Origin of the sequence: Clostridium sp. Marseille-P299, assembly GCF_900078195.1 — a bacterium.
GTDB lineage: Bacteria > Bacillota > Clostridia > Lachnospirales > Lachnospiraceae > Lachnoclostridium.
In genome coordinates this window covers 1,216,741-1,241,465 of record NZ_FJVE01000007.1, presented here as the reverse complement: position 1 = coordinate 1,241,465, position 24,725 = coordinate 1,216,741, and the positions used below count along the sequence as shown (strand labels likewise).

The window sequence follows — 24,725 nt, the reverse complement described above, 5'->3', positions numbered from 1 at the left end:
ATATATATGTATCTTGTATTCTTATTTTGTGTTAATCTTATTTTATATTTATCTTATTTTGTGTTTATCTTAATCAGAAATTCTAGCATCTTCCCACTCTTTCCAGAGTTGTTCAAAGTACCATTTAGGAATTACACACGTCATATTTTCATACCAATTAAGCACATCCTTTGCTTGATTAAGCATCGTATTAACTTCCTCTTGCCCAAATGGAATCGCCCAACAGACAGACGAAAGGGTATTACATGCGATATAAAGGGCAAGCAGTTGCCAAAATTCTATTGGTGGCTTACCCTCAAAATATCCGTTAACCATTCCACTAGCAAAAATCGGACTTTTCTGCGCACACCAAACAATACGATTAAATTCTTCCCACGGATCACCAAAGTCATATCGATTAAAATCTATGATTTGCAGTTTCCCTTGGTTATCAATCATCATATTTCCAATATGGTAATCTCCATGTTGGAAACATTGGGGTCTGCCAATAAGTAAGTGACGATTTTCATTTATGTAACGAATCATTCTCTCCCCACCGTCAAACTTTATTTCACAGTCCTGATAAGCGGCAAGCTTTCGGTCAATCTTTCTACCAAATCGTTCTTCCCATTTCGGATAGGTGTCTGGAGCAGGGATTGAGTGTATTTTACGCAGATATTCTCCTGCACGAAGGCCATACACGTATTGCTCTGAATCTGAAAGTAATGGTACTATCTCTTCTGCATCTTTGCCATCAATCCAGCTTTGAAATGAAAACACATATTCTCCATACCTACCAAATTCGATAGGGATACACATAGGTATTTTAATCGCTGCAAGCTCTTTCATTAACTCGAATTCGTTTTTTTTCATTTCGTACTTATCTACTGATGAAATACGTAGCAATACCTTGGTTTCATCAGCCTTTGTTGCACTATACTTTTTATCATTTGACCAGCCTTTATTTATAGGATCAATTTTACTTAAGTGAAATTGATCCATAAAGTAACTTATAAGTGTATCTTTCATTTTACTCCACCACCTTAATTAATATCATCAAGTTTTGTATTGATTTTATTGATAATTTAACACTTACGTTCCATTCATTAAGTTTTATATCTATTCCTTTACAAGTCTACCTATTATATCATTATTTTTTATTTAATTCTATTTAACTAAACTCATTCCTCTCTTTTAAAATAGTGTCTAATTCTCATATAAGCTCCATCACTATAAATTGTGATTGCCCCATCTAAACTCGTTTGATGAATACTAGTTGAAACCTCATTCAAGGAATCAATCGCTTCCTTGTGTGGATGTCCATATGTATTATACTTACCACTAGAAATAATTGAATGCACTGGTACAAGATAAGATAAAAACTCTATATTAGAAGAATATTTTGACCCATGATGGCTAATTTTTAATAACTCAAAACCCCCTTTATCAAGCAAATAATCTTCTAGCAACTCTTCTGCCTTTTCTAAGGTTTCTGCCTTCTTTAACCCTTCTGTCTTACCTAATTCTTCTATATTTCCTACCTCTTCTGTCTTCTCTAACTCTTCTATCACCACTAACTTTTCTCTCTTCCCTACTCCTCCAACCATCTCTAACTCCTGAAGGTTCTTCATAACTCGCAGCTCCCCTGCTGCATCGATATCACCAGTAAACAATGCATCAAACTCGCCATACCTAAGCCAAAATACTAGGGAATGTGAATTCGTATCAGAAAGGTCTAACTCCTCTTCTGGTGCTAAGCATAAAAGTTTCAATCGTCCATCAACCATTCCTTCTCTATTCTTATAAAATCGTACCTCAACACCTTTACTATTGGATAACTCAACGATTTCCTTATATTTGTCATTATAATCAGATAACTCCGGCAAACAAATGGATTCTATAAAGATATCTCCACTATAACTAGATTTGTTACCTTTTATATCACCTTTTATATCACCTTTTATATCACCTTTCATATCACTTTCTAAATCATCTTCCATTGCAGTTAAAATTTCCATTACCCCATTGATATGATCTGCGTCTGAATGGGTTAAAAAGGCACATTTGATGCGATTTACTCCAAGAGATTTTAAATACGGTATGATACGTTTTTCACCAACACCTTTGATATCTGTACTTCCACCATCAATCATATAGACATTTCCATTTTCATTTTGAATTACGATGCACTCCCCTTGCCCAACATCTAACATTGTAATCTGGAACTCTGATTTTCTTATAAAAAACAACAATGGGCATAACAAAAACAATAATGCTATCCTCTTTTTTTGAAATTTAATACTCAAAATGCCAATAACAAGAACAAGAAAATAAAAGAATAACATTTGAAACATACTTGGCTGCCCAAATAAATACAGATGATACGGCAATTGCTGCGCAAACGTACACAGTTTTTCATAAAAAATTAAAATATAATAAGAAGAACCAATACATATATTTGCAATTGGTAAACTAATTAAAGAAATTATCCCTCCAAGAACAGCCATCGGGAATAAAATAGATAATAAGGGAACAACAAACAAATTGATGACTATAGAATAACTAGAGAATTCATAAAAGAAATAAGTTATGATAGGAAATGTTATAATCTGAGCGCTTATACTTAAAAATAAACCTTCTGTTATACCTTTTAAGATTGGCTTCTTGCTAATTAGCCCACTGGAGCGAAACACCTGATAAATCACTGCAATACCAATCATTGCTCCATAGGATAATAAAAAACTGACGTGAAAAACTTGCATGGGTGATTGTAACAACGTAATTAGTGCACTAAATGAAAGGGCTGATAAAACATCATAAGTTTTACCTAAAATCGTAGCTAAGAGTAATAAAATCAACATCCATATGGCTCGATTTGCTGATACGCTATTATTCGTTAATACTCCATATAGAATTAATAAAACAAAGACTACCATGGTCGCAGTTACCAGTCTGCATTTTAACTTGCGAAGTAAATGATAGATAGTTAATCCAAAGAAGGACATATGTAATCCTGAAATAGAAATGATGTGAGAAATTCCATTCTCCTGATATGTTTCTTGAATATCTTCGCCAAGAAGTGCTTTATCACCTAGTAACATAGCCGTTAATACACCTGCTTCTTTTTTCGGTAACATAGTCTCATAAGAGGTTTTAAATCTTTCTTTGACCTCATAAAGTGTCTGCTTAATGTTATCTTTTTTATCATCTAACACTTTGATTTCTGTTGCATAAGCTCTGATACTTATATCTTTTGCTTTATAAAACAAATATTGATCGAATTGTCCTTGATTGCTTGCTCGCGTAAGTGGGTAGATACTTCCCTGAATTGATAGAATATTACCATATTGAATGGAGGTTTCATTAGATACATATACAATTGCCTTCTTACAGTTGTATATGTCATTTGACGTTTCTAATAGAATTTTGACATTTTTTAACACAATTGCATTGCTGGTTTCATAACATTGAATTTGATCAACGGATCCAATCATCGTTGCTTTCATTTTTTTATCTACTACAGTCTCGATTTGCGATGGTTGCAGCTGATTGTTCATGCGAAGGTTGCCTAATAGAAAAAGAAAGGGGAGTAATAATAGAATGAAAGAAAGATATTTTTCCTTTTTTAATTTCCAAAATTCACAGCGAAAGAAAAGAAATAGCAATGTATAACTAAGGGCTATTAGTGGAATGAATGCAACTATTTTATATTTATAGCTGATAATTCCTAGTACATACGCGGCCATAATCCATACCAATGGTCGTTTCATAATTCCTCCTTATTTGTTATTTTATTATATCTAGAATTTTATATAAAAATATAGAACTGATACTAAAAGAATAGATTACAGAAAATAGAATATAGAAAATAGAATGTTAATTATCAAATACCATAACATGCACCTTTAATAAAAAAGCACCTGCTATGGTATTCCATGATATTAACAACTGAATTATTTCTCACCTTCGATAATATCTAAGTTACGATCAAATAATTCATCAAGTTCTTCCGTTTTATACAACTTAACTATTTTGTTATTAATTAATATTTGCACTTTATTCACATTGGTTAATTCAACAAGAGAATTTACAACAGAATAAATTGTTACTTTCTCAGAAACTCCATTTAAATTTTCTAGAAACTTTTCATTAAAATCAACATAACAAATTCCATCTTTCGTAGTGACTGAATTTAATTTCGTTTCAGGATTTAGCGTTGGGATCATACCATACTCTCGCTCCACAGGCCCAGCAATTAACTGATTTATGATTAACTGCTCTACAGAAATCACACTGTCATAATCAACCTCTCTTCGGGATTCAATCAATGCATTTCCTTCCTTATTTGAGAAATATAAGGTGACATAAGCATTTTGAGTGACTCCAGTTGTTTCAACAAAGTCGGATGCTTTCATCATACTAATCGTCATTTCACCTAAAGTTAAAGATTTGCCCATTACATTAAATTCTACAAACTCGATACCTTCAATTTGGCATAAGGTCTTAACAATCGCAGCTCTAGCTAGTATTTCCCTTATTCCAGTTAATGATGTTGGATAGGTAGCTGAAAAATCAAGAATTAGCTGATCTGCTTCCCCATAACTATATCCTAAAATTTCGACATCTGCTGGTAATGCTCTCTCATAATTGTCGTTCTTAGGTTCCAAAGTTAACGCTGATATAAATTCTTTGACCATATCATCCTTATTACCTTTGGTTTCGGGTTCAAAGCTTTCACTAACAACTTTGTTTGCTGCTTTATTTACATAATATATTTTATATTCACTGATATCTTCTTTAGCCTTTTTGGAGCAGGCAGTCAACACTATTAAAAGAAAACAAAATAAAATACCATATTTTTTCTTCATAACTCCACCATCTCCTACGCTATATAACTTAAAGGAACTCGAATCGTAAATGTTGTTCCCTCATTTTCTTTACTGTAAACTTTTACAGCACCATTATGCATTAAAATAACATTCTTAGTAATCGATAATCCCAATCCAGTGCCTCCAGTTTGTCTTGTTCTTGCCTTATCTACACGATAAAAGCGATCAAAAATATTGTTTATCGCACTTTCAGGAATACCAATTCCAGAATCGGAAACTTTAATGTAGAAATACTTGTGGTCTGCATTTAAAGAAACACGAACCCATCCATCATCTACATTATATTTAATCGCATTTTCAATTAGATTAGAAATTGCTAAGGACAATTTCACTTCATCCACTTCTGCTAATACGGGACGAAAACTTTCAAATATTAATTCAACATTTCGCTTCATCGCAATTGGTTTTAAGCGTTTTAAAATAATCTCTAGCAATTCATTAATGTTGACTTCTGCAATATGCATCTCGCCTGTTTTTTTATCAAGCTTTACTAAAGAAAGTAAATCGTTGATAATTTTATTCTCACGCTCAATCTCATCGTTGATGTCAGTCATAAATTCTCGATAAATCTCAACTGGTGCATCTTCTTGCATTAACAAAGAGTCTGCAAGTACTTTAATTGAGGTGATTGGTGTTTTTAATTCATGGGATACGTTAGAAACAAATTCTTGTCTTGACTCTTCTAACGTCTTTATTCTACCAAGCATGGCATTAAACGAATCGGATATTTGTTCAATTTCATAAAACCCTTTGATTGATACTTCATCATCCATATAACCTTCAGTAACATGATTGATGGAAGCAATAATAGCCTTTAGTGGTTTTACCAAGCTTTTAGAATACATAAATGCTGCAATAACTAAAACTATTAATATAAATGTTATTATAATAGATAGCTTTTGGTCAAGAGCGGAAAGAATTTGAAATTCTCTCTCCAATGAAATATTAAATATAATAACTCCGACTATTTTTTCATTATCTCCTTGAATAGGAATCGTCATTTCTGCAAACCTACCACGCTCATTCCTATTTACTCGATTATTTCCACGAAGACACTCTATAACATCATCAGAAATCAGTACTTTGCCAACCTCACGTTCAAAGGTGTCCGATAAAACTTTAAGATTGGAATCAACAATGATTACTCTTCCATTGTATATGTTTGCAATTAATTTAGTTTCTGTATTAATATTGGTACCACTTGAATTTGTTAAGTAGCCACTATAAATAATCTGATTTGCAAGTCTAGATGCGTAGTTTTGTGCATCTGAAATCTTTAATGAAATGCTCTCTTCAATATAAGAGCTCTTTACAATCCACCCAGCGCCTATTGCAGGAATCATCCCAATACATATTAGCGCTATAAAAACGTGAAATCGCATACTTGTCATAAATTTTAACTTTTGTTTTACCTTAACGAGAATCTCCCACACCTCCAAGCTTATCTTTAATCAGAAAAATTGCTCCAAAATTATAAACATACGCTTATGATTCCGAAGCAATCTGATAAGTGATTCTAATTTTTAAAATAATATCCAACGCCCCATTTTGTATGTACATATTTTGGTTCACTTGGATTATCCTCAATTTTCTCACGTAAGCGACGAATGTGCACATCCACGGTTCGAACATCCCCTGGATAGTCATATCCCCAAACTATATTGAGCAAATTCTCTCTACTATAAACCTTATTTGGATTAAGAATAAGAAGCTCTAGTACATCAAACTCCTTCGCAGTAAGATTAACTTCCTTACCTGCTATAAATGCTCTACGTCCTTCGCTATCGATCTGCATATCTCCATAGGTTATCGTCTTGGATTCATTCTCATTCGCTTTTCGACCATTTCTTCGCATAATAGCTTTAATTCTTGCTTTTACCTCTAAAATATTAAATGGCTTCGTAATATAATCATCTGCCCCATATTCTAGACCAAGAATTTTATCCATATCATCGCCTTTGGCCGTTAACATGATGATTGGCATGTTCGAAAACTCTCTTATTTGTTGGCACACTTCAAACCCAGTTAGTTTTGGTAACATGACGTCTAATAATACAACATCATATTCTTTCGACTTAGCTGCTGCCACCGCTTCTTCCCCATCATAAGCACAATCAACTTCCATTCCATCCTGTTCCAATGAAAAACGGATTCCTTTTACTATCAATTTTTCATCATCAACAACAAATACTTTCTTGCTCAATGAATCCACCTCTTTCTAATCGGTTGTATAAGTACATACAGATTCTACTCTGTCACAGTGATATAATCCTTGATTTTATTAAATACAGCTTCTTTAATCCCGCTTATCTTTTGTATATCGCTAATGGTCTTAAATGCACCATTCTTCTCTCGATAAGTTATGATACTTTGTGCTTTTGATTCACCAATCCCTGGTAAGTTCATTAATGTATTTTTGTCCGCTGTATTAATGTTAACTTTCCCATCTAAAGTTTTATCTCCACTAGAGGATACGTTATCTGGATTTCCTGTAACTACTGGATATTCATCCTGTATTATATTAGTATTCTCTATGTCTTCTAACGTGGGAATATATAATCTTACACCATCCGTTAGTTTTTGTGCTTGATTTATCGCATCCATTGCTGCGTTTTCCTTAAATCCACCAGCAAACGTAACTGCATCAATTACTCGGCTACCAACTGTTAGTTCATATACACCTGGATCGATAACTGCACCACAAACATGGATATACATGATTTCATCTTTTGTTTCGACCTCTGAATCAACATCGGTTTGTTGCGATTTTTCTTCATTGCCTAAACCCATGGCTTGTTCAGCTAAAACAGTATTAACATCTGCTGTTTTTTCAAAAAAGAGCGCAGATGCTTCTTCCGTCGTGTCTTTAACATTATTTTTATAATAAAATATACCTATAATAACGACAAATACACCAAGTACAAAATATTTCCATATTTTCTTATCTTTCATAAAATCACCTTTAATTTGTATAAGATGACCCTAATGCATGTACCCTCAATACACGTCTATTAATATTGTACCTAATTCATACGTTGATTACAAGAGTTAAAAGTCAAATATTCCTTACAATCCTATTAAATTTTTTAAGTATTTGTGAACTGCAGAATTGCATTTTATCTATCCGTTATTTCTTTACTCCCACTTAAAAATAATTATTCCAACAATTGTTATAACCAGACCGATCGCTTTTCTCCATTCAAAGGAAGCCTTTTCCATTCCAAATAACCCAAAGAGTTCTATTACATAGGCAATTACTAATTGTGACGTAACTATTAACATCGCTGCTTTTGCAGGTCCTAAACTAGTAACACTTTGTATCACTGTAAACGTAATAAATGCTCCGATTGCTCCTCCAAGCAACATATATTTCCCATCGATTCGAAACAATGACCCAAAGGTTCCTTCTTTTCCTGTAACAAACCATGCGATCAAACATACGATTAATGCCGTAAACTGTACAAATGAGGATGCCACCCATACACTTGTCTGCTTCGTTACCCCTGTATTAAATACTCCTTGTATACTCATCAAAGCACCAGATATCAGTGCTATAATCCATCCCATCATGTTTAATCCACCTTTCAATTCTTCAACTTATGTTTATTTTATAGTTTTGCCGAAGAACTGGGTTCTATACCAAATTTGTGCTGTGGAGGCAAATTGGAGAAAACAGAAAGACTCATGCTTCGATTCCAATGCATAAGAAGTCCTAATTCTCTGAGCTTTTTGTGTTAAGCATAGCATCAAACAGATAACTCGCTCATCGCTCAAACAAATCTGTTTGATGCTATAACACAAAAAGCTCAGAGAAAAGGACTTCTAATGCATTTCCATAGGCGCATTCGTTCTTTCTGTTTTCTCCAATTTGCCAGCGACGGTTTCACATAACTTATTAGATATGGCACTTCTTTTAACACATAAATAGTTTGTTAGTTGTTGACATTTATATGGCGTCTCAAAATGGAAGTTTTTTACTCGAGGACTTAAATGGAAAGATAAAAGATAATGCGTTGCCTTGAGGATTATGAAGTTATATGATTGATTTTCCTTTTTAGCTTAATATTTTTTAGCCATTAATAAAAACATTTTCCGAATTACTCTTAAATGATATGCGCAAATTACATGACAAGGGTATAGTAAACTTTTTGTATTATAGAAATACTCCCCTCCAAACTTATGAGCTTGGAGGGGAGGGAGGTTAACAGCAGTGGATTAAATGCACTCTTTTAAGATTGTTATCATTTCATCTACATGTTGTTTTGTAATAATAAGAGGTGGTACAAATCGTATTACATTGGTACCTGCTGAGAATACAATGAGATTATGTTTCATGGCATTTTCTATGATATCTTTTACAGGTTTTGTGAATTCAAGTCCTTGCATTAGGCCAAGTCCACGTCGTTCTTTGATACAATCGTATTTTTGTACGAGTTTATCTAGCTCAGTTACTAAATAGGTTCCTACTTCGTTTACGTTTGCAAGAACTTGTTCTTTTTCATATATTTCAAAGACTTTATTTATTGCTGCACATACAAATGGATTTCCACCATAGGTTGTTCCATGATCTCCTGGTTCAAATGCTTCTGCTACCGTATTGGTTGCTGCAAAAGCTCCTACTGGGACTCCACAGCCAAGGGCTTTGGCACTTGTCATAATATCTGGCTTTATTCCGTATTGTTCATAGGCAAACATGGTTCCGCATCTTCCCATGCCACATTGTATTTCGTCTAGGATTAGGAGAATTCCTTTTTCATCACATAATTTTCTTATATCGGTTATAAAGGATGCATTGGCAGGATAAAGTCCTCCTTCACCTTGTACTGTTTCCATGATTATGGCTGCTGTTTTATTTGATATCTTTGATTTTACGTCCTCTAGATTATTGTATTCTGCAAACACGGTTCCACCGATTAAGGGTTCGAATGCTTCTCTGTATTTTTTAGTTCCTGTTACTGATAAGGCACCCATGCTTCTTCCATGAAAAGAATGATTCATAGAGATGATTTCGCTATCTGCTACTCCATGTTTCTTATAGTAGTATTTTCTTGCAAGTTTTAGTGCACCCTCAATCGCTTCTGTACCACTACTTGTGAAAAATACTCGGTCCATTTTAGATGCTGCTAAAAATTTTGTTGCTGCATTTATTGCTGGTTCGTTATAAAAGTAGTTCGATGTATGTAATAATTTATCGATTTGTCCTTTTAATGCATCGTTATATTCTTTATTTCCATATCCGAGGGCAAACACTGCTATTCCAGCACCAAAATCTAAGTATTTATTTCCATTTATATCATAAAGATAAACGCCTTCTCCATGGTCAAGTACAATCTGATAACGATTATATGTATGCATCAAATGTTCTTCTGCTGCTTTGATCAGTTCCAATTGTTCCATCTTAGCCTTGTATGATGTATCTACTTGAAATACATCAATACACTCCTTTCTAGATTAATTTCATTCTACACAATAACTGCTGTTTAACTGCTTCTTAACTTTCGCTAGAATCCGTACTTTGAAACAGAATAATACATTAATTAATTGGTTCATTTTCGTGCTCAAATAAAATCGATTCATCATTGATGATTGCAGTTCCAATTCCTTTGTTGGTAAAGAACTCAAGTAGCAAACAATGCTCCATTCTTCCATCTAAAATATGTACTCTTGATACTCCATTTAATACTGCATCTATGCAATTTTTTAATTTAGGTAGCATTCCACCGCCAATAAAACCGTCACCTATTAACTCTTCTGCTTTTTCAAGAGTTAAAACAGAGATTAAAGATTCTTTATCGCTGGGATCTTTGTATACCCCTTCGATATCCGTTAGAAATGCCAATTTTTCTGCTCCTACTGCTCTTGCAATTGCGCAGGCTGCATCGTCTGCGTTTATGTTATAAGCCTGGAAATCCTTATCTAAACCGATTGGTGCTATTACAGGGATAAAATCGTTTTCGATTAATGTATCGATTAAGTCTGTATTTACATCAATAATATTTCCAACGAATCCGATGTCTTGACCATTGGCTAATTTTTTCTCAACTCGTAGTGTAGCCCCGTCTTTTCCGCTAATACCAGCCGCCTTTACACCTAGTTGCTCTACCATTTGTACAAGATGCTTATTCACCTTGCCAAGCACCATTTCTGCTACTTCCATTGTTGTTTCATCGGTTACTCGTAAGCCTTCAACAAATTTGGATTCATGACCAAGAAGTTCTACCCACTTGCTGATTTCTTTTCCGCCACCGTGTACAATGATTGGTTGCATTCCTACTAGTTTTAAGAGTGCTACATCTTTAATAACATTCATTTGTAATTCTGGATCAAGCATCGCACTTCCACCATATTTTACTACTACTTTTTTATGATTAAATTTTTGTATGTACGGCAATGCTTCAATTAATATCTGGGCCTTTAGTAAACTTTGTTCCATATGCTCCATGTTATCCTCCATGCTGTCTTACTACAGCTATACTCCTATCTTACAATCATGTTAAATACGATATTTTCTAAGAACGATAGTCTGCATTAATTTTTACATAATCATAGGTAAAGTCACATCCCCATGCAGTTGCACTTTCATTTCCCATCTTGATGTCTGCAATTGCAGTTACTTCTTTTGCAGATAATATTTTAGTAGCTATTTCTTCGGAATAATCGGTAGCCATTCCATTTTCAACGAGTTTTAACTTGCCTTCTTCACTTTCAATATATAAATCAACTGCTTCTGGATCAAATTCTACTCCCGCATATCCCATGGCACATAGGATTCGTCCCCAGTTTGCGTCATTTCCAAACACCGCAGTTTTTACTAGATTTGATGTTATAATGGATTTGCTTAAAATTGTCGCTTGCTCTTTTGTACTTGCACCTTTTACGGTAACTTCTAATAATTTTGTTGCTCCTTCACCATCACCAGCCATCATCTTAGCTAATGTTTTCGTTACGTAGTTTAGAGCTTTCACAAAGTTATCGTAATCAGCGCCTTTTTCCGTTATTAAAGTATTTCCTGCAAGACCATTTGCTAATACCATTAAGGAATCGTTGGTTGAAGTATCACGGTCAATGGAAATCATATTAAAGGTTTCTTTTACATCTTCACTTATAGCTTCTTGTAAAAGTTCTTTGCTAATAGCAATATCCGTAGTAACAACGCCAAGCATCGTTGCCATGTTTGGATGAATCATACCAGAACCCTTACTCATTCCACCAACAGTTACTTTTTTATCTCCTATCATAAAGCTTACCGCTGCTTCTTTTGAAATGGTATCAGTCGTCATAATTGCTTCTGCTGCTAACAAACCTGCTTCTCTTGTATCGGAAAGTTCCGCCTGTAGCAATTTTGCACCTTCACAGATTACATCGATTGGTAGTTGTTTCCCGATGACACCCGTGGACGCGGTTAAAACAGTATCCGCTGGTATGTTTAGAGCTTCTGCTACAGCCTTTGCCATTTTTTCATTGTTTTCATCACCTACACTGCCAGTACAGGCATTGGCTACTCCACTATTTAATACGACAGCTTGGATTTTCTTATTTTCCTTTAAAAGTTTCATATCCCATTTTACAGGTGCTGCTTTTACAACGTTGGTTGTAAATGTTCCAGCCGCCACTGCTGGAACAGTAGAATAAACCAGTGCCATATCTTTTCTTTTCTTCTTAATTCCTGCATATACACCAGCTGCTAAAAAACCACTTGCTGCTGTTACTCCACCATTTATTATCTCCATAATACCTCACATTCTGCCGCTTAAATTCGGCTTACACATTATGATAAAGGTCCGTAATGAACTCTTACATTGCATTTTTATATTTTTTATCTCTAAGGAAACATTGGAACAAGTTTTAATCCCTCATCCTCTGACAAACCAAACATAAGATTCATGTTCTGAATTGCCTGACCTGCTGCTCCTTTTACTAGATTATCCATCGCACCCATCATAATAATGCGATTTGTTCTAGCATCAATTTGAAAGTTAACATCTACGAAATTGCTACCTTCCACCCATCTTGTTTCTGGTGAAATGCCTTTTTCAAGAACTCTTACGAAATATTCATTTTTATAGTACTTATCATAAACTGCTTTTACTTCCTCATAAGAAACTTTTTCTTTCAGATTTGCGTAAGCTGTTACTAGAATTCCTCGGTTCATTGGTACTAAATGAGGAGTAAAATTTAATGCTATTTTTTCACCAGCTGCGATAGCTAGCTGTTCTTCTATTTCAGGTGTATGTCGATGTGTCGTAACACCATATGCTTTGATATTTTCGTTTACTTCACAATATAAGTTATCAACTTTTGCGCCTCTTCCTGCACCCGATGTCCCTGATTTTGCATCAATTATAATACTTTGTGGATCAATCAAGCCTTCTTTTATCAATGGATAAATAGAAAGGATTGAGCAGGTTGGATAACATCCTGGATTAGCTATGAGTCTAGCTTTTTTTATCTCTTCACGATTTATTTCACAAAGACCATAAACGGCCTCACTTATGTAATTAGGGCTTGCATGCTTAATTCCATACCATGACTCATATGTATTAACATCTTTAATTCGGTAATCCGCACTTAAATCAATCACTTTTACTTTTGATAAAATAGTTTCATTCATTAGGGATGCACATAAACCCTGTGGCGTCGCAGTAAAAATAACATCTACTTGATTACTTAATTCGTCCATATTGTCATCCATGCATGTTGCATCAACAATCTGAAACATATTGTGAAATACGTCCGAATACTTTTTATCGATATAACTCTTTGAGCCAAACCATACAATTTCGGCTTCTTTGTGTTGTACCAGTAATCGAACGAGTTCTTGGCCTGCATAACCAGTCGAACCTATAATTCCAACTTTAATCATATACACCTCTTTCTAGTAATCCATTCTTCATTCTGTTAATGATTACTGTCTTTTTTCTTTACCAAGTAAACATACAAACATTTACTTGGTAAATTTATGGGTTATTGAAATTTTCATAATTATACATCCTAATGTAATTTTATTCAAGTACTTTTTTAAATATTTTTTCTAGTAAATAAATCGATACCGTTTTTATAAAGGTTTTGATAAATTGCAGAGATTGGCAAACCAACGATATTATAGTAATCTCCCTCGATTCCTAAAATATAAGGAGCAAACTTGCCCTGAATTGCATAAGCTCCTGCTTTATCCATAGGTTCGTTCGTATCTATATAAGCTTCAATCTGTGATTCATTTAATGGTGCAACCATAACTTTAGAGGCTTGGGCAAATGATATTTCACGGGTAGTTCCATCCTCTTCTTTAATTAAAATACATACACCGGTATACACTTTATGTGTATTATTTTGCATTTTTTTCAGCATTTCTTTTGCATGTTCTTTATTCTTTGGCTTACCAAATATTACTCCATCTAAAGCCACTACAGTATCTGCTCCAATAATAATCGCTGGTGCCAAAATGCTAGCTGCAACGTCTTTGGCTTTCATCATGGATAATTCTTTTACAAGTAATTCTGGATTTGTTTGATCCATTGGTTCTTCTTTATCACTTACCTTTATCGTAAAGCTAACTCCTACCTGTTCTAAAATTTCTTTTCTTCTTGGTGATCCTGATGCTAATATAATTTGATACATAATTATCCTCCTGTTTTTAAAAGAATGAATATTTATCTTTTTTATTCATTCTTTTCTTAATTTAAATTTTCATTTATTTAAGCTTTTATTTTAAGTTTTATTTTAAACCTTTATTCTAAGCTTTTATTCTTCACATTTTTTCCAAATGTGCTGTTTGGTATTCTAGCACAATGCTTTTTTCTTGTAAATATAGAAAAAAGGTGGCTCCAAATTATCTGGAGACCACCATCTTACACTCATTCATACTAGATGCCTATTTTATTTTTAATATCTATTTCATTATTAGATACCCATTTCATTATTGAATAGCTATCTCATTATTGAATACCTATCTCATTATTGAATACCTATCTCATTATTGAATACCTATCTCATAATTAGATACCTATTTCATTATCAGATCCATATTACATTATTCGATACCTATTTTATTATGCGATACCTATTTCATTATGCGATACCTATTTATTAAAAGTATTATTTATCTATTGTTTTTGGCTCACTTAGAAAATACTTGCTTTACTTTCAACCACACTTTTTTATAATCAGGTACATAAACAATAACATACATAACAGCCGCTAAAAGAATCGCCATATATACATCAAATATGGAATGTTGTTTTACAAAAACAGTCGATAAGCAAATGGATACCGATAAAAGAAATGCTCCTATTCTTATCCATTTATGGGCTTTCATTTTTTCGCTTTTATGTAATGCAATGTAGACACCAATGGAATTGAAACTATGTATACTTGGGCACACATTTGTACCTGGATCAACATTATATATAAGTCGAGTCATTTTAATAAAAATATTATCTCTGCCAAGGCTATCTAAATCCGGTCTAAAATAAACTCCATTGGGATAAACTGAATAAATAATAAGACAAATTGTCATACCAATAAATAAAAATGCGGTGCATTGATAAAATTCCTTCTTTGAATTTAAAAAGAAATAAAGTATGACAATAGGTATGTAGGCAAACCAAATATAATACGGTATGATAAAGGCTTCAATAAATGGGATACTCGCATCAAGGGGAACTTCGATGGGATGAAAACTATCTGCACTTATTTGATTTAGATAAAAAAACCAAATTAAATAAATAAAAAAATAGAGTAATACCCATGCATGCTTGTATTTTTTAATAATTTCTCTCATGTATTTTTCCTCTCTTTATTTACGTTTCTTCATTTTACTATTCTTTCGCTTTAAATTTCTTGTACTTTAACTTTCATTCACTTTTCTTTCAATCTACATTTCTTGCACTTTAACTTTCATTCACTTTTCTTTCAATTTACTTTTCTTTCAATTCACTTTTCATTCAATTTACTTTTCATTCAATTTACTTCTCTACAACTTTTCTTTTCTATTACTTTTCTTCCTATCATCTATAATATAACATAAATAAATAAAAGTTAACATAATTTACCATATTTTTATATTAATTTATTTTATTTTTACTTTTTGGCTATTACTGAATGTTTGCAAAATAGATACCATATATTCAATCACTATAAAGATTAAGCTTCAATCTCTATAATTCTTATATTTATTTAATTATTCCGACATATAATACTTATACATATAAATCCTACTCTTAATAAAATATAAATCTTAATCATAATAAAATAAAAATAAAAACGAAAAAGGGCTTGCATAAATTTTAATAATGATGTATATTTATTTAAAACTTCTGTATTTATATACATATTAATTAAAAATAAATGAAAAATTTTATCTAGGAGGCTTATTATAATGAAAGAAAAAGTAATTCTCGCTTACTCCGGTGGTCTTGATACTACTGCAATTATTCCATGGTTAAAAGAAAATTATGATTATGAAGTTATTTGCTGCTGCATCGATGTTGGTCAAGGAAATGAATTAGATGGTTTGGAAGAACGCGCTAAATTATCTGGCGCATCAAAATTGTACATAGAACATATTACTGATGAATTCGTGGATGAATATGTAATGCCATGTGTGAAAGCTGGCGCTGTTTATGAAAATAAATACTTATTAGGTACATCTATGGCTCGTCCTGTTATCGCTAAGAAATTAGTTGAAGTTGCTAAAAAAGAAGGCGCTGTTGCGATTTGTCATGGTGCTACTGGTAAAGGTAATGATCAGGTACGCTTTGAGTTAGGTATTAAAGCCCTTGCTCCTGAATTAAAGATTATTGCTCCATGGAGATGCAACGAAACTTGGAAAATGCAATCTCGTGAAGATGAAATCGAATATTGCAAGGCTCATGGAATTGATTTACCATTCGATGCAAGCCACAGCTACAGCCGTGATCGCAACTTATGGCATATCAGTCATGAAGGTTTAGAACTTGAAGATCCAGCCAATGCACCTAATTATGATCATTTATTAGTACTTGGGGTTTCTCCTGAAAAGGCACCTGATGAAGCAGAAACACTATCCTTAACATTTGAAAAAGGAATCCCTGTTGCATTAAATGGTAAGAAAATGAAAGCTTCTGATATCATCACAGAGCTTAATACACTTGGTGGTAAGCATGGTGTTGGTATTGTTGATATCGTTGAAAACCGTGTGGTTGGTATGAAATCTCGTGGTGTTTATGAAACCCCTGGCGGAACTATTTTAATGGAAGCTCATACTGCATTAGAGGAATTAATTCTTGACCGTGCAACCCTTACTTGCAAAAAGGAAATTGGCAATAAATTTGCAGACGTTGTTTATGAAGGAAAATGGTTTACACCACTTCGTGAAGCATTTCAAGCATTTGTTGATGTTACACAAGAATATGTAACTGGCGAAGTAAAATTAAAGCTTTATAAAGGTAACATTATAAAACAAGGCACTACTTCTCCTTACTCTTTATACAATGAAAGTATTGCATCCTTTACTACAGGTGATTTATACGATCACCATGATGCAGAAGGCTTCATCAATCTTTTTGGTTTATCCTTAAAGGTTCGTGCTATGAAAATGGCTGAGGCTGAGAAAAACAACAAGTAATTTAAGATAGAAAACCTAATAAAACATTAATAATATTATTTAAAACTGTCGCACATGCACATACCATTTGATATTTAACCTGTCTACTTAGCAGGTATCATATCTTTCGTATGCTCCATGTGTGACAGTTTTTTTTGCTTTGTCACCTACCCTCATGCAACTTATCATAGTTATATTGTAACTTACCACGTATCTTCTTCCACTTATAACTCGTGTTCTTGCATAATTTAAAATGATTATGTATATTTTCAACATAATATTTTATCAAAATGCTAGTTTTAGAAAGAGGTGTTATATGGACGCAATACAAGTTCATCATATGGTTAAGCAATTTAAAGAAAATTATGCTGTAAATGATATTAGCTTTCATGTAAAAAAAGGAGAACTCTTTGGATTCTTAGGCGTAAATGGTGCGGGTAAGTCAACTACAATTAATATTCTGTGCACACTTTATCCGATGACCTTAGGTTCCGCAAGTATCTGTGGTCTTGATTTAAATGCACAAAAAGATAAAATTCGCAAACACATCGGTGTTGTGTTTCAAGAAAACTCCCTAGATGATAGGTTAAGCGTGAAAGAAAATTTATTATATCGATCTTATCTTTATAGTAGTGATTCAAATCTTATAAAAAAGCGGCTTTCAAACGTATGCGAACTTCTCGAGTTATCAGACCTTTTAAAGAAAAGATATAAAAAATTATCTGGTGGTCAAAAAAGACGTTGTGAAATTGCTAGAGCTTTACTACATCAACCAGAAATCTTATTTCTAGACGAACCAACAACAGGGCTTGACCCTAGAACAAGAAGTCTTGTTTGGGATCAAATCTCATACCTAAAAAATGAGCTTGGTATGACAATTTTTTTAACCACTCATAATATGGAAGAAGCTGCAAAAGCTGAACATATCGTTGTAATTGATCATGGAAAAATCGTTGCAGATGCCTCTCCTTTTACCTTAAAGGAAAAATATTCTTTTGATAAATTACGCCTTCATACAAATGAGACTGCTACTGTTTTAGAAATTGTAAATACATTTGGTTTTCGTGCAAACATAGATACGAATTGTATTACTGTTCAACTGCCAAATACTTTAGTATCCATTCCTTTATTACAAGCTTTAGAAAATCACATTCAAGCATATGAAGTCCTGCAAGGGACTATGGAGGATGCATTTTTAACATTGACTTATAATACAAATTATGAGTATAAAAATGGAGGTTACAATGAAAACAGTTCAAATGTTAACGAAACGAAATATGAAACTTTATTTTAGAGATCGCACTACTGTCTTTTTTTCTATGCTTACAATCCTCATCATTATTCTTTTAAACGTCATTTTTTTAGGTAAAATGAATGTGGATACTATCGTCTCTCAATACCCGAATTTAGAGGAAGAAGCTAGATACTTCGTAAACACATGGGTCCTTGCTGGAATCATATATACTTCCACGCTTACAGTTCCTTTAGCTGTTATTGGGGTAATGATTGAGGATGAAGAGCAAAAGCGTATGAAAGCTTTCTCTACATCTCCTGTAAAAAGAATAAATCTAACACTTGGTTATATCTTTTCTGCTTTTTTTACAGGTGTTTTTATGAGTATTTTTACGCTATTCTTATCGCAGCTATATATCTTTTTTACTGGAAATGAAATATTAAATATTCAAGCCTTAATAAAAGTAATTTTAATCATCATTTTAAATGTATTTTGCAATGCTAGTATCATGTTCTTTTTTGTTAGCTTTATAAAAACAGCCAGCAGTTTTTCTGCACTTAATATTATTTTAGGTACGTTAATTGGTTTTTTAGCTGCAATTTATCTTCCGTTTGGAGCTTTGGCTACTTCCATACAAAAACTTTTAGCCTTTCTACCTTTTTTACACGGTGCTTCTTTAATACGAAGTTTCTATACAAGTACTTCTTTATTTCATCTCTTTCAAGGTGCTCCGGACACACTTAGGGATGAATATTCTGATACTATGGGAATTACTATAAACCTAGGGCATGGACAGATAAGTTTTATTCACCAGTGTTCTTTTCTTATAATTTGTGCTATACTATGCATAGTTTTATCGGCATTTGTTCTGAGTAAAAAAAATGGCAGTGATCGATAGTATAAACCATTCATCGAGGTATTCATTATGAAAATTATAATAGAGGAACCATCCTCTAACGAGGAAGATCAAATCATTATTCGGTGTAAAGAATTAGATGAACGCTTGTTAAATCTTATCTATGGATTAAAGATGTATGACAAAAAGCTAATTGGTATCTTAAACGGAAATACACATTTTATTGATCCTAGTCAAATATTTTATTTTGAAGCTGTTGAAAATAAGGTTTTTATTTATTGTAAGGATGCGGTATTTGAATCAAAACAAAAGCTGTATGAAATTGAAAAATTGTATACGAATACTAATTTTTTTCGAGCTTCAAAATCTATAATCCTAAATATATCAAAAATTGCTCATGTTTCTACTGCGTTTAATGGTCGTTTGGAAACCACACTAAAAAACGGTGAAAAAGTTATTATTTCAAGACAATATGTCCCTGAGTTAAAGAAAAAATTAGGATTATAAATTCGCCTATATAAATCTTTTTAAGGCAGATTGGAGCAACTTAATATGAAAGAAATTATAAAATTAGTTACAAGAACATTTTTTTTAGTTTGCACTTGTATTTTATTTGCTGCTGCGATATACATATCAATCTTTTATAAAGATGCAACACTTACGGTATCAATATTATGGCAAATTATTATCATCTCTTTTATAGCTTCTATTTTAAGTATAGTATTTTATTCAAAAACACCATTTTCCAAGCATGGAATGCTAATACGTCAATGTGTTCATTTTATTTTACTATTAGCATCTCAATTAATTTGTGCATGGAAATTTGACTGGGTTCATATAGATAGCATAATGGAGGTCACCGTTTTTATTCTCATGGTCGTTGTTGTTTACATTGGCGTTTGTGTTATTCTTTATCGTTATGATATTAAAACAGCAGATCAAATTAATCAACGAATTCAAGAGCTACAAAAAAACGATATTAATGAACTAGATTAGGAGGTGCACAATGTTATTTAAGAAAGGAGCGACACATATGTGGATATTATTCGCATTGGGATCTGCATTTTTTGCGGCACTAACCTCGATTTTAGCAAAATTAGGTATGAAGGGGATTAATTCAAATTTAGCAACAGCAATTCGTACTATCGTTGTGCTAGTTATGGCTTGGGGCATTGTTTACATTACAGGTGCTCAACATGGTATCTCTGATATCAAAGCAAGGGGTTGGATTTTTCTAATCCTCTCTGGTATATCCACTGGTCTTTCGTGGTTATTCTACTTTAAAGCCTTACAAATTGGTGATGCCTCTAAAGTTGTACCAATTGACAAATTTAGTGTTGTTATTACTATGGTTTTAGCCTTTTTCATTCTAAAGGAAGCGTTTACAGTACAAACATTAGTTGGTGGACTTTTTATCACGATTGGTACTTTTATTTTAATATTATAAGTAAGTAATGTAAGTACAGCCGCACTTTTTATTTTGTGGACTGAAGTATTTATGAAATAAAAGAGATAACTTAGATTCACAAGGATTTTAGTGATGAATTCTAAGTTATCTCTTTTTTATTATTAATTTTATTTCTTATTTTATAACCTGTGACTAGCACACAAATTCTATCGAAGGACAATGACTACATTTGGATGTGTAATTGCCGGTATACTTCTTGTTGATCTATCATATAAAACAATCATAAATTTATTTGATATATTCCCACAATAAGGCGTTCCTTGCATTTCACTTATGATATACGTGTTATTTGTAATTTCGAGACGAAGTTGATTATCATAACTAACTAAAAAACAATTAAAAAAGTCAGCCTTCACCAATCTGTTTGGTAAATCCAATGCAATAACTCTAATTTGATATTGTGGTGGGTAAATAAGAAGCATTGGCAGTGATGTATCATAAAAACCAACAATTTTCATACCAACTTCATAATAAAAACAGTCAACAAAGTACGTATATCCACTTAAAATAAAATGAGCCTCACTATTGGTATTCGTAAGTACGCTAAGATCGTAATAATCAATACACGCTGGATCTGTTTCAGAATATACTACATTTACATTAGTTACGGTTCCATAGATTGCTTGAAATCCAAATACCTGACTTTTAATAGCACTTTGACTTTCCTCTGCTGTTTGAGTATAGTCACATTCTTCAAACTCTTTTGTATTATTATAAACATCATCCCTACTACAAAACTCTTCTCGATTTTCCATACAAAAAACAATCCTATTTTATTCCTTCATTTAACATATGCTTTATGGTTCATATTGTTTCTAGGTATTGTTAAAATGCTCTTGCATAAACACTTGAAACACTTGAATTACGTACTTTTATACAAGTTCCTGAAACTAAAGTAATGGTAACTTTATAATTTAATCTAAAATTTAATCTGAAATATAAACTGAATATTTTAAGTTAAAATAAGGTAATTTTTAGCTAATTTAGTCTTTTTTAAGCTATGTTTTTCATTGTTTAGTTAAGCTCAATATGGTATAATATTCCATATGCAAAATTTGTAATTTGTGAAGTTTTATCTGTTTTAATTATTTACCACTTTATGAAATTTGTGCGTATATGTATGCGGACCGGTATTTTTATCAATTGTTAGGTAAATTTATATTGAAAAGGAGAAAAGCTATGAATTATGGTTACTTTGATGAAGCAAACAGAGAATATGTAATTACAAAACCCAATACTCCAGCACCTTGGGCTAACTATTTAGGATCGCCAGAATATGGTGCTATCATATCAAACAATGCTGGAGGTTATAGTTTTGTTAAGAGCGGTGCAAATGGTAGAATCTCTCGATATGTTTTTAACGGAGAAGATAAGCCTGGTAGATACATTTATTTACGTGATGATGAAACGGGCGATTATTGGTCAAACTCTTGGCAACCAGTTAGTAAAGATCTTAGTACATATCATAGTGAATGTCGCCATGGTACAGCTTATACAGTGATCAAATCAGACTACAGCAACATTAGTACCGAAGCCCTTTATTATGTTCCCCTTAACAAAACTCATGAGGTATGGCGTGTCAAAGTAACAAATAACGATATCAAACAACGCACAATTTCTGCGTTTGGTTTTATCGAATTTACAAATGAAAGCTTTTATGAAAACGATCAAGTAAATTTACAATATACTTTATTTATTACAAAAACTTATTTTAAACGTAATAAAATCCTTCAAACCATTAATGAAAACAGCGGAAAAGATGCAGAAGGAAGCAACCATCAAGAACGATTTTTTGGTTTAGTAGGCCAAGAAATAGTATCTTATAATGGAGATAAGACTGCATTCCTCGGTCGCTATCATGGTTATCACAATCCAATCGCTGTTGAAAAAGGAATGTGTGACAATGTACTTAACTACAATTCAAATGCATGTGGAGCTTTACATACAATTCTAGAATTACAGCCGGGAGAAACCAAGGAATTTGTATTGGTTCTTGGTCGCAAAACAAATAAAGAAGCCGATCTTTTATTAAAACAGTACGAAGATACTTCTATTGTAGAAAATGAATTAGAAGAATTAAAGACGTATTGGCATTCAAAATTAAGTAATTTTGTTGTTAATACACCAGATATTAACTTCAATAATATGGTAAATACTTGGAATGCGTACCAATGCTTCATCACATTTATTTGGTCAAGAGCGGCTTCCTTTATTTATTGCGGATTGCGAAACGGTTATGGATACCGTGATACTGTTCAAGATATTCAAGGCATTATTCACCTTGATCCTGAATTGGCAGCGGAAAAGATACGTTTTATGTTATCGGCACAGGTGAATAATGGTGGTGGTTTGCCATTGGTTAAATTTACTCACAATGCAGGTCATGAGGATACCCCTGATGATATGTCTTATGTACAAGCAACTGGCCATCCTGCCTATCGTGCCGACGACGCTTTATGGCTGTTCCCTACTATTCTAAAATACATCGGCGAAACAGGAAATAAAGCATTTCTTGATGAAGTGATACCATACGCGAATAAAGAAGAAGGAACTGTATATGATCACTTAAAGAGAGCGATTCAATTCTCTATGGAACGCAGTGGTAACCATGGTATGCCTGCTGGCCTTCATGCGGACTGGAATGATTGTTTGCGACTTGGTAAAAAAGGAGAATCTACCTTTGTAGCCTTACAACTTTATTATGCTATGAGCATTTTACGTGATTTTGCAGTAGACAAAAATGATACAGCATATATTGAATTTTTAAATAAAGCCCAAAAAGAGTTGGGGGATAAAATTCAAACCCTTTGCTGGGAAGATGATCGCTTTATTCGTGGTTATAAAGAAGATGGCCAAGTGATTGGTTCAAAACATGATCTAGAAGCTAGCATGTGGGTAAATCCTCAGTCATGGGCTGTAATTAGTGGTTTTGCTAGTGAAGAACAAGCAGAAAAAGCGCTAGAATCCGTACATAGAGAATTAAATACCAAATACGGTGTTAGAATCATGGCTCCATCTTACCGTGACCATGCATTTGAAGGAGCTATGGCTATCCTATTTAACCCATCAACCAAAGAAAATGGTGGTATATTTTCACAACCACAGGGTTGGATTATTTTAGCGGAAGCCTTGATGGGTCACGGAAATCGTGCTTATGAGTATTTTACCGAAAGCTCACCAGCCACTCAAAATGATAATGCAGATGTACGTGTTTTAGAGCCTTATGTTCACGGACAATTTACAGAATCCGTAGAAAGTCCATTTGAAGGCCGATCACATGTTCATTGGCTTACTGGTACAGCTTCAACAGTTATGGTGGGTTGTATAGAAGGAATTCTTGGTATGCGCCCAGACCCAGATGGTTTGCTAATTGCTCCTGCTATACCAAGTGAATGGCCAGAAGTTACAATTACCAAACAATTCCGTGGAAAAGAATTAAACATAACAATCAAGAATCCAGACGGATTGCAAAGTTCCTATAAAGAATGTTTTCTCAACGGAGAAAAACTTGATAAGAACTATGTAAGAGCTGATCAATTAAAGGATAAAAACGATATTTTATTAGTTTTGTAATAGGAATTTATAGGATTATAGTTATTAATTGAAAACAAACGCATAAAATATAATAAACTTGTACAGGAGTTTATCAATGAATTTAGATGCGATTTCTTTAGACGATTGTCTACTTAATTATGAAGTAAACAGTCAGGTAGCTA

General features: G+C 33.2%; 21 protein-coding genes. 7 read left to right on the top strand and 14 right to left on the bottom strand.

The annotated features are described in order from the left end of the window. Positions 1–69 precede the first annotated feature (69 nt). The 13 genes from BN4220_RS13390 to BN4220_RS13330 all read right to left on the bottom strand — a co-directional run bounded on the left by BN4220_RS13390 (position 70) and on the right by BN4220_RS13330 (position 15,648). A complete protein-coding gene (locus BN4220_RS13390; protein ID WP_242867796.1) occupies positions 70–1,008 on the bottom strand; it encodes an aminoglycoside phosphotransferase family protein in 939 nt (312 codons plus the stop codon). Between the two features lie 152 nt (positions 1,009–1,160). After that, entirely contained in the window at positions 1,161–3,749 is a 2,589-nt protein-coding gene (locus BN4220_RS13385) for a DNA internalization-related competence protein ComEC/Rec2 (protein WP_066717233.1), read from the bottom strand. A gap of 183 nt (positions 3,750–3,932) precedes the next feature. Next, entirely contained in the window at positions 3,933–4,847 is a 915-nt protein-coding gene (locus BN4220_RS13380; RefSeq protein WP_066717229.1) for a GerMN domain-containing protein, read from the bottom strand. Positions 4,848–4,861: 14 nt separating this feature from the next. Beyond that, positions 4,862–6,259, bottom strand: coding sequence for a sensor histidine kinase (locus BN4220_RS13375; RefSeq protein WP_066717226.1), 1,398 nt, complete (start codon positions 6,257–6,259; stop codon positions 4,862–4,864). Positions 6,260–6,384: 125 nt separating this feature from the next. Further along, entirely contained in the window at positions 6,385–7,071 is a 687-nt protein-coding gene (locus BN4220_RS13370) for a response regulator transcription factor (RefSeq protein WP_066717224.1), read from the bottom strand. 44 nt (positions 7,072–7,115) lie between these two features. Next, the gene (locus BN4220_RS13365) at positions 7,116–7,820 is read right to left on the bottom strand and encodes a helix-hairpin-helix domain-containing protein (protein ID WP_066717221.1); all 705 of its coding nucleotides are present in this window, start codon (positions 7,818–7,820) and stop codon (positions 7,116–7,118) included. Between the two features lie 183 nt (positions 7,821–8,003). Continuing rightward, positions 8,004–8,438 (bottom strand): DMT family transporter, encoded by a 435-nt coding sequence (locus BN4220_RS13360; protein WP_066717219.1) that lies wholly within the window; start codon positions 8,436–8,438, stop codon positions 8,004–8,006. Positions 8,439–9,083: 645 nt separating this feature from the next. Continuing rightward, on the bottom strand, positions 9,084–10,265 hold the full coding sequence (locus BN4220_RS13355) for an aspartate aminotransferase family protein (RefSeq protein WP_066717216.1): 1,182 nt from the start codon (positions 10,263–10,265) through the stop codon (positions 9,084–9,086). 136 nt (positions 10,266–10,401) lie between these two features. After that, a complete protein-coding gene (argB, locus tag BN4220_RS13350) occupies positions 10,402–11,322 on the bottom strand; it encodes an acetylglutamate kinase (protein WP_066717213.1) in 921 nt (306 codons plus the stop codon). A gap of 55 nt (positions 11,323–11,377) precedes the next feature. Next, positions 11,378–12,598, bottom strand: coding sequence for a bifunctional ornithine acetyltransferase/N-acetylglutamate synthase (gene argJ / locus BN4220_RS13345; protein WP_066717210.1), 1,221 nt, complete (start codon positions 12,596–12,598; stop codon positions 11,378–11,380). A 92-nt stretch (positions 12,599–12,690) separates the two neighbouring features. Then, positions 12,691–13,731: an N-acetyl-gamma-glutamyl-phosphate reductase gene (argC, locus tag BN4220_RS13340; protein WP_066717207.1), complete on the bottom strand. Its 1,041-nt coding sequence runs from the start codon at positions 13,729–13,731 to the stop codon at positions 12,691–12,693. 155 nt (positions 13,732–13,886) lie between these two features. Continuing rightward, entirely contained in the window at positions 13,887–14,486 is a 600-nt protein-coding gene (locus BN4220_RS13335) for a Maf family protein (RefSeq protein ID WP_066717204.1), read from the bottom strand. Positions 14,487–14,985: 499 nt separating this feature from the next. Beyond that, positions 14,986–15,648 (bottom strand): phosphatase PAP2 family protein, encoded by a 663-nt coding sequence (locus BN4220_RS13330; protein WP_066717201.1) that lies wholly within the window; start codon positions 15,646–15,648, stop codon positions 14,986–14,988. 597 nt (positions 15,649–16,245) lie between these two features. On the opposite strand from BN4220_RS13330, the gene BN4220_RS13325 reads away from it, so the two are divergent. The 6 genes from BN4220_RS13325 (at position 16,246) to BN4220_RS13300 (ending at position 20,988) form a co-directional block, all read left to right on the top strand. Continuing rightward, positions 16,246–17,472: an argininosuccinate synthase gene (locus BN4220_RS13325; protein ID WP_197467939.1), complete on the top strand. Its 1,227-nt coding sequence runs from the start codon at positions 16,246–16,248 to the stop codon at positions 17,470–17,472. Positions 17,473–17,767: 295 nt separating this feature from the next. After that, complete coding sequence (locus tag BN4220_RS13320; RefSeq protein ID WP_082812308.1) at positions 17,768–18,745, top strand: ABC transporter ATP-binding protein; 978 nt, start codon at positions 17,768–17,770, stop codon at positions 18,743–18,745. After that, positions 18,696–19,583, top strand: coding sequence for an ABC transporter permease (locus tag BN4220_RS13315; protein ID WP_066717195.1), 888 nt, complete (start codon positions 18,696–18,698; stop codon positions 19,581–19,583). Before BN4220_RS13320 ends, BN4220_RS13315 begins: the two co-directional genes overlap by 50 nt. A gap of 27 nt (positions 19,584–19,610) precedes the next feature. After that, entirely contained in the window at positions 19,611–20,048 is a 438-nt protein-coding gene (locus tag BN4220_RS13310) for a LytTR family DNA-binding domain-containing protein (protein ID WP_066717192.1), read from the top strand. Positions 20,049–20,093: 45 nt separating this feature from the next. Beyond that, a complete protein-coding gene (locus BN4220_RS13305; RefSeq protein ID WP_066717190.1) occupies positions 20,094–20,537 on the top strand; it encodes a DUF3021 family protein in 444 nt (147 codons plus the stop codon). Positions 20,538–20,574: 37 nt separating this feature from the next. Further along, entirely contained in the window at positions 20,575–20,988 is a 414-nt protein-coding gene (locus tag BN4220_RS13300) for an EamA family transporter (protein WP_066720959.1), read from the top strand. 167 nt (positions 20,989–21,155) lie between these two features. On the opposite strand, the gene BN4220_RS13295 is transcribed toward BN4220_RS13300, so the two are convergent. Next, complete coding sequence (locus BN4220_RS13295; protein WP_066717189.1) at positions 21,156–21,764, bottom strand: hypothetical protein; 609 nt, start codon at positions 21,762–21,764, stop codon at positions 21,156–21,158. 424 nt (positions 21,765–22,188) lie between these two features. Between BN4220_RS13295 and BN4220_RS13290 the strand changes: the two genes are divergently transcribed. Next, positions 22,189–24,582 carry a GH36-type glycosyl hydrolase domain-containing protein gene (locus tag BN4220_RS13290; RefSeq protein WP_066717188.1) on the top strand — a complete coding sequence of 798 codons (2,394 nt, stop codon included), beginning with the start codon at positions 22,189–22,191 and terminating at the stop codon, positions 24,580–24,582. The last annotated feature ends 143 nt before the right edge of the window (positions 24,583–24,725 follow it).